Consider the following 12,470-nt stretch of genomic DNA (forward strand, 5'->3'; position numbering starts at 1 on the left):
TTTTATTTCTTATCCTTTCTAATGCAGTTATAAACATAAATAAAATGCTTATTCACTTTTCCCATGATATTCTAGGGAAAACTACAAAAAAAGAAGGTGTTTTTGATGAAAATCAGGAAAGCGAGAGAAGAAGATGTAAATGGAATAGCAAATGTACATATAAACAGCTGGCAAACGACATATAAAGGGATCCTCCCGGATCAATACTTGTCTTCCTTGAATCTGGAAGCCAGAAAGAAAAATTGGCAAAGAAATTTAAAGATGCTGCATAATGCCACCTTTGTTGCGGAAAATGCCAATGGGGAAATCATCGGTTTCGCTGCCGCAGGGCCTGAACAAACGAATGATCCGCATATTCAAGGGGAAGTATATGCTGTCTATTTTTTAAAAGAATATCAACGACAGGGATTTGGCCGAAAAATGATAAAAGCGGTCATACATGAGCTCATTAAAATGGAACATAAGAATTTAATAATCTGGGCATTGAAGGATAATCCTTCATGCGGTTTTTACAAGGCGCTCGGCGGTCAAGTCATTGCTGAAAAAACCGTTAGAATGGCTGGCATCGAGCTCACCGAAGTCGGTTTTGGGTGGAAAGATATTCAGGATATCCTTTTTCATTTGTAAACATAACCTGGAGGATGGTTACATTCCACCCTCCTCTCATGTCTCGATAAGGAAAGCATTTTTCTCATTACCTAAAAAATAAAGCCGGTGCAATGGCCTTGTCATTGTTACATATAGCAGTTTGATATCAAGCTCATTTTCACGGCAATATGCTTCTTCCAGGGATATTGCAAATACGACATCGAATTCCAGACCTTTGGCTTGATATGAAGGAACAATTAACGTCTTATCCTTGGGGATGTTTCCCGCCTCATTTATTAAATGAAAGCCTTGATGGAATCCACTAAGTTTCTCGTTTGCCAGTTTACAATCTTTCATCGTTTTTGCAATGACGGCAAACGTTTTGAAACCTTCCCCTTTAAGCCCTTCAATAAGTTCGATCAGCTTTTCTTCCCAGCCTTCCTTTTCTATGGAAATGAATTTCGGATTCCGGCCATGACGGACTACAGGTTCTACTTCCGGGAAATCGTATGTTAACAACTGTAGAATCCGGTTAGCTTGTTTCATTATTTCAACAGTGGTTCTATAACTTTTTTGTAATTCAGTATACGTCGCCCGCGGGAAAATACGATGGTGAACTTCCTCCCATGTCTGAAGTCCGCGGTATGAATGGATGCCTTGTGCAAGGTCACCTACGAGTGTGAACATGTCAGTATCCACTGCGGTTTTGAGTGCCTGTAACTGCATGAAACTATAATCCTGAGCCTCATCAATGACGACATTTTTTGCTTTGTTTTCTTTGTCGACACCAAAAAGCCGCTCCTGAAGGTATAATAATGCACCTAAGTCCTCCATTTCGTAACATTTATCAGAAAAATGTTTTTGATTATACTCACATAAAGCATTAGCATCTTCAACAGTAAGTTTACCGTTACTGTACGAGGCGAGCCGCTCCGGATCTTGATATAATTCCTGATAGTATTGGAGAAGATCCTTCTTTTTGAATTGCTTAAAATAGCCTTTTACGGAAGAACGGATCGCCTTTTTGATCTGCCCGATCCTTTCTTCTTTTTTATCGAGGCATTTTGTAACAAATTCCTTACGTACGACTGGATCGATATTCTTATAGAGAGCCTTCTCGATTTTGGCCTCATAAAAATCAACAGCACGTTCAAGCATTATTTTCTTTTTCAATTTCACTTCATTTTGTAAAATGGCCTTCAGTTTGTCCAGCCTGCTGTATAACGGTAAATACCAATAATCCTCTTCCAATAACCTTATGAACTTCTTAGCGGAATAGAGGCGATATTTATCACAATAAAAATCTGTATCCGGATGAAACCCCTGGAAAATATCCTTTACATATTCGTCCAAAATATATTTAAATGCAGGGGAGCCCTTTAGACCTGATATCCAGACAGCGGTCTTTATTTCTTCATCATCCTTTTCCAGCAATCGAGTTAATTTATCATCCGCTACAAGCTTCACTTGCTTACCTATCGCTGCCTGAACATATTCGGAAAATGTGTATTGTTTTACTTTTTCAACACCCAATTCTGGTAATGCTTCAGATATGTAATCAATGAACACCCTGCTCGGTGCAAGAATCATTAATTGTCTCGGATCGAACAAGTCTTTATAATGGTAAATGAAATATGAGATTCTATGTAAAGCAATTGTTGTTTTACCACTGCCCGCTGCGCCCTGGACTATGATTGGCTTGTTCAAATCTGCACGAATGATTTTATTTTGTTCTTCCTGGATCGTGGTAATGATATCTGTCAATCGATTACTGGAACTTTTAGAAAGGGATTCCTGCAACAATTCATCCGTTGTTGTTAAATCAATATCCCTTACCTCTTCCAAGACACCTTCTTCTATCATTAGTTGCCTCTTTAAAGTGATGTTCCCGCAAAATGTTTCCCCTTCCGCTTCATATTCAATTTCACCAATCCGCCCCTCATAATAAAGGTTTGCAATTGGTGATCGCCAATCGACGATGATCTGTTCCTGGCTTTCCCTCTGATAAAGGGATGTTTTTCCGAAATAAAGCACTTCGCCACTTTCACCATCATTCCTTTCAAAATCCACTCTTGCAAAGTAAGGCTTTTTACTGGCTTTGCGTAAACTTTCAAGTTCAGATTTGGACATTTCAAAAAAGTTGGCTGTAGTCAGCAACTGAGAATATAAGGCGGATTCAGACCAATCGGCATCACCAAAAGCTTCTTGCATATTCCGCTGAAATTGATCTTTGCTTGTTTCTGATGTTTTGATGACTACATCGATATAACGTTTGGTAAAATCCAGCCTTTGTCGTTCATGTTCGAAATCAGGGTGACTTCCCAAAAAAACCACTCTCCCTTCCTTATTTATTTATCAAACTAAAAAAATGCCGATGCTAAGTCGAAATGGACATTTATACTATCAGAAAACCCAATGGTTGACAAATCTGGATACATAGAATTATATACTTGAAATTAACTTTTCCGATATTTCACATAATTTGAAGAATGCACTATATATTCTAGATTGGACGTTGCTATAAAATGTTGACTTATGAAAGAGCATCCAAAATGCTTTCAGGAGGAAATCTTTAATACATTTCAGAAATCAAAAGAGGAATATTTTATAATTACTTATTTGAAATTACCATTCTGGGAGTAGGAAGTTTATTTTTTTATTTTATCCTGTGGATCAGTTTATCCAAAAGAATGATGTTAATGGACATTATACTATTCTTAATGATATGCAGGGAATTTATTGTATATCAAGAAAATGTCAAACCCATCAAGCATGCTTTGGAACAATTTCTTTTATGGGCGATGCGAAATCATTTTTCTCTCGGAATGATCTTTAACATGAGAATAATCAACACAAAAAAGCACTTCTATTAGGGTAAAGTGCTCGGTTAAACCATTCTGCTCCTACAATTGTCATCAACTCTTAACATAAATAACGCTAATTTAATATTTTATTGGAAACTCACATTATATACTTAAATTAATTACATAACTTTTTTAAGAAAGTGGGAACTGTCATGGAAATAAATGAAAGACCACCAATGCTATCCCCTAAATTAATCCATGAACTTGAAATTTTATCATCCAAAACAAATATGCCTGTTTCTGAATTACTGGAAATATCTGTAGTATCACTGCTAGAAAAAGTGAATAATACCAAAGAACTCAATGTTGGTCTTAATAATAAGGAAATGATTTTAAGAAATAAAATCATCATTAATCAAAATAAAGAAGTTTTGAATAAACAAAGCACTTGACCATAATAGGTTAAGTGCTTTTTGCTTCCTAACTGCCACTGTATTAATGGAATAGATATTCTATCGTGGTTTCCAATGTAATATTTATACCTTAAGATTTCATTGATGCGCCAATAAAGTAGTCGCTAAATTCCCTTCATATTAAAAAAATCATATCGGTTTGAATGTGTAATTTCGCATAAAAACATCGACAAATTTTCAAGTCCCCCTAACGTTGTCCAACCCAGGCCATGCTTTTCGTTTGCATCTGCGGATCAAGTAGATCTCTGTGAATAGAATAATGGTTAGAAAGCATCCTTATCACCAAGTTTAATACTTCTATTTTAAAACAAAAAAACATGTAGGCAAAAGGAGTTCTATCTACATTTTAAACAAATTTGATTGGAACGGGTGTGCGCGACTCCTGCGGGAAAAGCGCGTCCAAGCGAGACCTCACATGCGCAAAGGCGCTGATTAGGCTCCCGGACCGCCCGCGGAAAGCGAGTGCCCTACTTTCCAATCAACGTTCGATTTTTTACAAACCCTCAAAAAAACTGTAGACAAATTTGATTTTCATCAAGTTTGTCTACAGTCTGAAGCAACTATTAAACCGCTTATCAATTGTCATGTATGTACCTTCTATGAAATCATGTATCCCTCTATGATCTTTTATTATGCCAACCATGAATGCACTAATTTGGCAAAAGAGTTTATTGATTTAAATGATCGATGTACAAACAGAATAAAAGCGAAGTTAAGATTTGGCCAGTGGTTGGAGTACTTGTGGCGTTTATTGCAAAACAAGGTATAAAAAAAGCAATAAAAAAATGGGGACCTTCAATAGTTAAGTCAATGCTTAAAAGTTCTGAAGCAGTTGCAAAAGTAGTTGCGAAAGAATTGGGATATTCTAAAACCAATTATCTCTCTAAGAAAGCAGTTGTATATTACAATAAGAAAGGGAAGCCAAAATATATAGTTAGAGACATAGATAGTCATAATGGCGGTTCTTGGAAAGGTGCATCAACAGTAAAAGATCTAGGAAGTAAGAAAACTAGATCTGGAACTTACGATATAGATTTAAATAGAATAGGGGATTAAATAATTTATGGAAAGAATTCAACAATTCAATGTTAATTTTAAGGACGAAGAAACCCCATTTTTTCAGGTAGATACAAATCATAGAATAAGATTTGGAATGGATGAAATAAGCGGGAGTCTTCTTACAACTATCCTTAAAGACATATTCAACACTAATGAAAAGATTGATACGTCTTTTATTATAGGAAATATAACAAATAATAAAAGGCATCATGAAAAAAATGGGATAGGTAAATCAATCAAAATAAACAATTGGGAAGAAGTCATAGTTAAAGATGAAGAAATGGATGCTGAGATAATTTATGCTACAGTTAAGGGTCTAAATAATTCAGATGTGTATAATTATTGTAAGAAAGTCCACCAAGGGCATAGAGAAGCTTATATCGTTTTTTATAATGATAGGTTCCTCATTTATGTGAATAATGATGTTCTCGATATTATTTCTAATGATAGTAATTTGATTCGAGAATTGAAAGTTAAATACGAAAAACATCTTAATGAGTATTACGCGTAACAGGTACATTATAATAATGTGTGATTTTAACCATAGTGAGTCCTCTGTGTATAAGGGGTTCATTATGGTCTTTTTGTGAGGGTAATTATACTTAGTGTACCTCACCTTTTTCCCCTAATCATTATCACCCAATAAAAGTCATCTTTCATTGCACAAAGTCTTGAAAAACGGAGCATATGAGAGTATTCAGGAGTAAATCAAAGGACTCTTGATATCTAAACCTACAGTCCTTCAGTATTCCTCAGTCCTTGTCATTTTTATTTATAATTTTCATCAACATTGAAGCATAAGGGGTAACTAATTTCCTTTAATATCCAAATAGTTACTGACTTTATTCTGATTGTAATTATCGTATGTAAAGTTCTCATTGATCATCTTCATTTCTAGTAACAACCTATTGATTGTCATTAATAATTCACTCTTCTTGCTTGCTTAGGATATAAGTCAACATTTCATCCATCTTATCTGCATGTGCTAATTTGTTATTTCCACCACGATGCTCAACTTGTACAATAGGGTCATCTAATATTTTCTTAATGATAAACTTATTTTTATCCTTCAAATAAGTGAAATAACCTTCCCACTCTTTGAGCTGCGCTTGTTTGGAATATCCTGTTTTCACTTTTTCATTTAATGCTTCACATAGTGCTTTGTTGTTTTTGAAAATTTCTCCTTCACTAAGGTTTCATGTGTTGATAATATTACTCATTTTAATATTCCGTTACTCCTTTCATCCTTTAAATAATATAGTTTGATTACTGACTCCTATTTTTTCTGCAACCTCATTTGTATTGGATATCTAAAACCTTACAAATAAACTCTAAGCCTCTCATTACTCTCACTCCAAATCTGATTGAATCAACTTTCCCTACACTAATAAATAATCTGATTAAATCAGATTGTAAATAATATACATGTAAATATTTAGTATTAACGTTAGAAATTCTACCTTATTACCTTGTTTTTAATAATCCACCTTTAACTTTTTACAAAAATAAGATACAATTTAAATGATGCACAGTTTAAAACATACAAGATCGTAAACTGCTTTTTGTATGAATCAGCGTAAAACTAATGAAACAAAGTGTTGGACACGTTGAAACAAAAGTATTTTGGAGGAATGTAAATAAATGATTACAGTAAATAATGTTGGTTTACGTTATGGCGATCGTAAACTGTTTGAAGATGTTAATATAAAATTCACGCCTGGTAACTGCTACGGTCTGATAGGTGCTAATGGTGCGGGTAAATCCACGTTCCTAAAAATCCTTTCCGGTGAAATTGAAGCACAATCCGGTGATGTCCATATGGGGCCTGGCGAACGCCTTGCCGTTCTAAAACAAGATCACTTCGCTTTTGAAGAAGAAGAGGTCCTTAAAGTTGTCATTATGGGACACGAAAGATTATATGAAGTCATGCAAGAAAAAGATGCCATCTATATGAAGGAAAACTTCACGGACGAAGACGGAATGAAAGCGGCCGAACTTGAAGGTGAATTTGCCGAATTAAATGGTTGGGAAGCTGAACCTGAAGCTTCCATTCTCTTAAAAGGCCTTGGTATTGCAGAAGACCTGCATACAAAGAAAATGGCAGAATTGAACGGTGGCGACAAAGTTAAAGTATTGCTTGCCCAGGCACTATTCGGTAAGCCGGATGTTCTATTACTGGATGAGCCTACCAACCACTTGGACTTAAAAGCGATCAAATGGCTGGAAGAGTTCTTGATCAACTTTGAAAACACAGTTATCGTAGTTTCCCATGACCGTTACTTCCTTAACAAAGTTTGTACACATATTGCGGATCTAGATTTCGGTAAAATCAAAGTTTATATCGGTAACTATGACTTCTGGTATGAATCAAGCCAGCTTGCCCTTAAATTGACTCAAGATGCCAACAAGAAAAAAGAAGAAAAAATCAAAGAGCTTCAAAATTTCATCGCTCGATTCAGTGCCAATGCATCCAAATCAAGCCAGGCGACATCCCGTAAGAAATTATTGGACAAAATCAGCTTGGATGACATACAGCCTTCTTCTCGCCGCTATCCATATGTCGGCTTTTCACCTGAGCGTGAAATCGGGAATGACCTGCTTCGTGTAGATGGAATCTCGAAAACGATCGATGGCATAAAAATATTGGATAATGTCAGCTTCACAATGAATAAGGGTGACAAAATCGCTTTTGTCGGTAAAGATGAGATTGCCAAAACAACAATGTTCAAAATCTTGGCAGGTGAAATTGAACCGGATAGTGGCTCATTCAAATGGGGCGTTACGACCTCTCAGGCATACTTCCCTAAAGATAATGCCGAGTTCTTTGAAGGTGTCGATTTAACTCTTGTCGATTGGCTCCGTCAATATTCTCCTAATGACCAGAGCGAAAGCTTCCTGCGCGGTTTCTTGGGCAGAATGTTATTCTCTGGCGATGAAGTCACGAAAAAGGCAAGTGTTCTTTCAGGGGGCGAAAAAGTCCGCTGTATGCTTTCTAAAATGATGTTAAGCGGTTCGAACGTGCTAATGCTTGATGAACCTACTAACCATCTAGACTTAGAGTCAATTACGGCATTGAATAACGGTTTGATCAGCTTTAAAGGATCGATGATCTTCTCTTCTCATGATCATCAGTTCATCCAAACTATAGCGAACCGAATCATTGAACTTACACCAAAAGGTACAGTTGATAAGCAAATTAGCTATGATGAATACCTTGAAAATAGCCAATTACAAAAACAAGTGGCTGAAATGTACAAATAAGATTTATGAAAGCACATCCTTATTGGATGTGCTTTTTTTTGGTTCCTGATTCTCCCTACCTGCATTTGTTTCATTCCTTCAATGCATTGAAGGTATAAAAAACACTCTGCAATAAATATAATAATATTCCTTGAAAGATGGGCACTGAATAATTTCATGGTTAAAAAGGTATATTGGTAAGGAAGGAGTGAGTTGAATTGGATGGTCATACAGTGAAAAATATTTTTGAGGATACAGGATACCTTTTTTTATATGATAAATTCAGTTATCAATTTTATGTATCCGGATTGTTCGACTTAGTGGATCAAGAAAAAATAATTTCGGATTTTTTAAATACTTATGGCTTCGAGGATAAAAATCCACTCTTTTTTGACGACTTTTCCTTTTACTTTAATTGTTTTCATTATTCCCACCAAAAGCAAAATTTGTTAAATTTCTTGAAAGCCGAGTATGATGATGAACATATTTGTTAAATACAAAAGGCCAGGTAAACTGATCCGGCCTTTTCTTAAAACATACACGATTCAAAAAAGGTAAGAGCATATCAGTGCTCTTACCTTAGACTGTAGACAAACTCGATGAAAATCGATTTTGTCTACAGTTTTTTTATGGGTGTACAATTTAGACGTTGATTTCCGCTCCAGGCACTCGCTTTCCGCGGGCGGTCCGGGAGCCTCCTCGGTGCCTTTGCGCCTGCGGGGTCTCCCCCTGGACGCGCTTTTCCCGCAGGAGTCTCGCACACTCGCTCCAATCAACTTTGTTTTAACTTTTAGATAGAACCCTTTTGCCTAGAATTATTAAATCTTGAGGTGATGAGGATGCTTTCTAAACATGATTCTATTCAGCGAGATCAACTTGAAATGATTACTTTAGATCAACTGGTGCCAGCGAACCAGTTGGTTCGTAAAATTGAGGAGAAGAATGGAAAAAAATAAGAGACTGTCCATTCTAGAAGAGATACTACCATCCATAGGACTTCTTTGTATCGTAACCTATTGGTAGAACTATAAAAGCCAGTCTCTTAATAAAAAGAAGAACTGGCAACTTTCTCTATTACATCCTTTTTGCTCCTAAATATCTTTTCTTCCAATAACTATTATCCATAGAGGAAATGCTAACACCATTTGATGAGGAGCTGTGTATGAATTGATTACCACCTATATAAATACCAGCATGTGAGGCACCAGGTTTATAGGTTTCATAAAAGACCAAATCTCCAACTTGTGGTTTGGACACTTTTGTCCCCTTTTTATAGATTTCCGATACCGTTCTTGGTAAAGTGACATCTGCACCTTTATCGAAAGCGTATTTTAGGAATCCGCTGCAATCAAAACCTTTTGGTGTAGTTCCACCCCATACATACCGTACATTCAAATGTTTTTTTGCTTCATTCACAATCGCAGTAGATTTATTGCTTGTTTTATTAATATTAGCTACGTTGGATGTCTGCTTTTTTACCCCCAAAGCTTTATATGTATTCGGACCTACAATACCATCAGCTTTTAAGCCTTTACTTTTTTGGAACTTTACGACTGCACTTTTAGTAACGGTACCAAAATATGTAGTTGTATTATTACTCTTAAAGTATGCTTTTTTCTTTAGAACCTCTTGTAATTGTTTTACTTCTGTATGAGTCATTCCACTTTTTAATGTACGATCGCCCAATGCAGCATTACTAACCAACGGATTTGATAGTAACAATCCAGAGACTACAAAAGATGCTATAATTTTTTTCATTTTCTCCCCCGATAAAATTTCTTTTTTTATAATTTTATCATCTTTAAGTGACACACATACTTACCTAATTTTACATTATCATTACAAATTTGTGCATAAAGTGTGCATAAAATACAAAATAACTAAAATATCCCTAACGTTCCCGAAAGGTGTTAAGACTATGGACTATGGATCATCCTAAAATAGTTTCTTTTTTTCGAACCACATATACTCTACTTCTTATAGTCCCTAATAGATTTTTCTGGAATTAGGGTGAAAAAATAAACAATAGGTAGTAGATATTATTGTTTAATACTTAAGAGTAAATGAAAAAGGCTGCCTTAAATACAGTTTAAGTACATTTTTTCACATACTCAATAAAAAGAGTCGTTTTCCCTATAAGAGAAACGACTCTTTTGGTAAACATGGCAATAAATTGACCAACGTTGTATCCATGTTTTATATATTTCGAGAATCCGATACTACTTCCTTCACTCCATTGCGTTTTAAAGCAGTACTCAGTATCACAATCGTGCTTACTAATCCAATCCAAACAAGAACAGAAACAGGTGTATTCCAGGTTAAGCCTTCCCCAAAGAAGAAAAATCCTCGAAGCCCTTCTACCATAAATCTCATTGGCAACCAAGAATAAACCCAATCGTGATAAAATGGAGACATCATTTCTGGAGCCATTGCAAGCAATGGTGCACCAAAGAAAAGCATTAAGATAAAAATAGGCATACCTTTAAGCCCCAATAGTGAAAGTACAGCTAATATCATTAGAAAAAAGCTAAAGAATGTAATTGATAAAAATAAAGCCGTATCCATGAAATTCGGGATATTTAAACCAACCATACCATCTGCTATCCAGGTTAAGCCAAATCCAATTACCAGAGCTACAACCGCACCCATTAAAATTTGCCCGACCTTTCTGACAAGGTTTTCTTTTCTAGTGCGGATCGGCATTTTGCTAATGGAAATAAAGATAATCGCAGCACTTGCCAAACTAGCCATCCATAATGGCTGGAATAAAGAAACAGGAGCATTTCCATTCGCACTATTCGTGCCAATTTCATTGACATTTGTGACTTTCTTAGCGATTGGAACTGCAAGGCTTGCTGCCTGTTTTGCAGTCAATGTTGCTCCTTGTTTTTCAAAACCATCAAGTAGTTGTTTTCGGACAGTGTTGTTCATGTTGTCAACTACTCCATTCAAGACCTGTCCTGCCATCGTTGAAGCAGCCGTATTCATTCCCTGATTAATAAATATTTGTACTTCAGGTGCAGAAGGTGCTGGTGTCCGTAATGATGCTTGCTTTGGACTAAAATCTTTGGGAATAACTAAAGCCGCGTAATAATTTTGATTATCTAAACCTTTTTGGACTGCCTCAATACTGTCTACTTCTGCCCATTTTACAGTAGGGTCTCTATCCTTGGTTGATGCTGAAGACTTTTGTATCATTTCAACAATCGTTTGCCCCATGTTCATCTTTGGTTGATTAGGAATTTCCACTCCTTCATCCTCATTTACGATTGCAATCGGCAGATTTTTCGGTTGTGATTGAACCGATGGAAATAATGTCAGTGAAAAAATAAAAATAACTGCAAATGCGATGATAGGTGAAATCAATACCAGTTTGTTTTTAAACATATTTTTCCCCTCCTTGGTTTGGGTTTATAATAAAGAACAACCTGTTGTTTTATTTACTACATTCAAATTATAATTTTGGGACTAGTTCTGTTTCAATAATCAAAAATGTCACATGTGTTGGTTACGGAACACCTTTTATAAATGTGTTGGATAAAATCAAGGAGGAATTAACTTGCTAGATAGTAATACGGATTTACGGATCATCCGGACAAAAGAGTCCATCCGAAATGCACTAGTAGAATTAATCGATGAAAAAGGATTCAAAGCAATTACGGTTAAAGACATAACAACCAGAGCAAAAATTAATAGAGGCACATTTTATGCACACTTTCAAGACAAATTTGATTTAATGACTAAATACGAAGAAGAAATCATGCTTGAAATGTCCAGAATTGCAAAACAGAACATTCCAGGTGTTATTGCCACACTTGGAACCGACTCTCCGACTTTAGCACCGTTTAACCTCTCAGTTTCAATATTTGAGTATATTAATGAAAATAGTGGATTTATGAAAGCTGTGTTAGGTCCAAAAGGAGATTTATCATTTCAAACAAGACTGAAAGAATTTATGTGGAATACACTGTTTGGAAATAATCCAAACGCACTTATTAAGGAGGAAAATTTACTTGTTCCAGGACAATATTTTGCTTCTTACGTTGCATCTGCACATATAGGAGTAATTCAACAATGGTTGGATAGTGGCAGGAAAGAATCCCCTCAAGAAATGGCTCGTATCCTATCAACCATTACAGTTAATGGTCCCTTCTTTGCAGCAGGTTTGAAAAAATAAATCACACAGGGATAAAGGGACAATACCATGAAAAATAGGTACTGTCCCTTTATTATAAATATGCTTATACTCTAACCTGCCCCTTTAGTTCCATAAAAAAAGGCTGTCTAAACAACAGCCTGACTATTT

General features: G+C 35.8%; 9 protein-coding genes and 1 pseudogene. 6 read left to right on the top strand and 4 right to left on the bottom strand.

What is annotated here, in order from left to right; all coding sequences use genetic code 11:
• Positions 1 to 105 precede the first annotated feature (105 nt).
• Positions 106 to 627: a GNAT family N-acetyltransferase gene (locus ACDZ29_RS25570; RefSeq protein ID WP_375089104.1), complete on the top strand. Its 522-nt coding sequence runs from the start codon at positions 106 to 108 to the stop codon at positions 625 to 627.
• A gap of 36 nt (positions 628 to 663) precedes the next feature.
• Here ACDZ29_RS25570 and ACDZ29_RS25575 read toward each other — a convergent pair whose 3' ends face one another.
• The gene (locus tag ACDZ29_RS25575) at positions 664 to 2,913 is read right to left on the bottom strand and encodes a HelD family protein (RefSeq protein ID WP_375089106.1); all 2,250 of its coding nucleotides are present in this window, start codon (positions 2,911 to 2,913) and stop codon (positions 664 to 666) included.
• Positions 2,914 to 3,604: 691 nt separating this feature from the next.
• Here ACDZ29_RS25575 and ACDZ29_RS25580 point away from each other — a divergent pair.
• From ACDZ29_RS25580 to ACDZ29_RS25590, 3 genes and pseudogenes are all read left to right on the top strand, one after another.
• A complete protein-coding gene (locus tag ACDZ29_RS25580; RefSeq protein WP_289325346.1) occupies positions 3,605 to 3,844 on the top strand; it encodes a hypothetical protein in 240 nt (79 codons plus the stop codon).
• A 738-nt stretch (positions 3,845 to 4,582) separates the two neighbouring features.
• Positions 4,583 to 4,921, top strand: a pseudogene (locus ACDZ29_RS25585) (toxin C-terminal domain-containing protein); the annotation flags it as partial.
• 7 nt (positions 4,922 to 4,928) lie between these two features.
• Positions 4,929 to 5,435 (top strand): hypothetical protein, encoded by a 507-nt coding sequence (locus ACDZ29_RS25590; RefSeq protein ID WP_289325347.1) that lies wholly within the window; start codon positions 4,929 to 4,931, stop codon positions 5,433 to 5,435.
• A gap of 415 nt (positions 5,436 to 5,850) precedes the next feature.
• On the opposite strand, the gene ACDZ29_RS25595 is transcribed toward ACDZ29_RS25590, so the two are convergent.
• Entirely contained in the window at positions 5,851 to 6,057 is a 207-nt protein-coding gene (locus tag ACDZ29_RS25595) for a hypothetical protein (RefSeq protein WP_375089108.1), read from the bottom strand.
• Between the two features lie 508 nt (positions 6,058 to 6,565).
• Here ACDZ29_RS25595 and ACDZ29_RS25600 point away from each other — a divergent pair.
• Complete coding sequence (locus ACDZ29_RS25600; protein ID WP_289316127.1) at positions 6,566 to 8,185, top strand: ABC-F family ATP-binding cassette domain-containing protein; 1,620 nt, start codon at positions 6,566 to 6,568, stop codon at positions 8,183 to 8,185.
• A 1,053-nt stretch (positions 8,186 to 9,238) separates the two neighbouring features.
• Here the strand turns inward: ACDZ29_RS25600 and ACDZ29_RS25605 are convergent.
• Both ACDZ29_RS25605 and ACDZ29_RS25610 read right to left on the bottom strand, forming a co-directional pair.
• The gene (locus ACDZ29_RS25605) at positions 9,239 to 9,922 is read right to left on the bottom strand and encodes a C40 family peptidase (protein WP_289325349.1); all 684 of its coding nucleotides are present in this window, start codon (positions 9,920 to 9,922) and stop codon (positions 9,239 to 9,241) included.
• Between the two features lie 438 nt (positions 9,923 to 10,360).
• The gene (locus tag ACDZ29_RS25610; RefSeq protein WP_375089110.1) at positions 10,361 to 11,551 is read right to left on the bottom strand and encodes a YhgE/Pip domain-containing protein; all 1,191 of its coding nucleotides are present in this window, start codon (positions 11,549 to 11,551) and stop codon (positions 10,361 to 10,363) included.
• A 172-nt stretch (positions 11,552 to 11,723) separates the two neighbouring features.
• Here ACDZ29_RS25610 and ACDZ29_RS25615 point away from each other — a divergent pair, with 172 nt between their 5' ends.
• On the top strand, positions 11,724 to 12,341 hold the full coding sequence (locus ACDZ29_RS25615; RefSeq protein WP_375089112.1) for a TetR/AcrR family transcriptional regulator: 618 nt from the start codon (positions 11,724 to 11,726) through the stop codon (positions 12,339 to 12,341).
• The last annotated feature ends 129 nt before the right edge of the window (positions 12,342 to 12,470 follow it).

The sequence above is a fragment of the Peribacillus sp. RS7 genome (assembly GCF_041956845.1).
GTDB lineage: Bacteria > Bacillota > Bacilli > Bacillales > DSM-1321 > Peribacillus.

Coding starts and splice junctions, on each gene's coding strand:
- ACDZ29_RS25570 (WP_375089104.1), top strand. CDS start 106: ATGAAAATCAGGAAAGCGAGAGAAGAAGATGTAAATGGAATAGCAAAT.
- ACDZ29_RS25580 (WP_289325346.1), top strand. CDS start 3,605: ATGGAAATAAATGAAAGACCACCAATGCTATCCCCTAAATTAATCCAT.
- ACDZ29_RS25590 (WP_289325347.1), top strand. CDS start 4,929: ATGGAAAGAATTCAACAATTCAATGTTAATTTTAAGGACGAAGAAACC.
- ACDZ29_RS25600 (WP_289316127.1), top strand. CDS start 6,566: ATGATTACAGTAAATAATGTTGGTTTACGTTATGGCGATCGTAAACTG.
- ACDZ29_RS25605 (WP_289325349.1), bottom strand. CDS start 9,922: ATGAAAAAAATTATAGCATCTTTTGTAGTCTCTGGATTGTTACTATCA.
- ACDZ29_RS25610 (WP_375089110.1), bottom strand. CDS start 11,551: ATGTTTAAAAACAAACTGGTATTGATTTCACCTATCATCGCATTTGCA.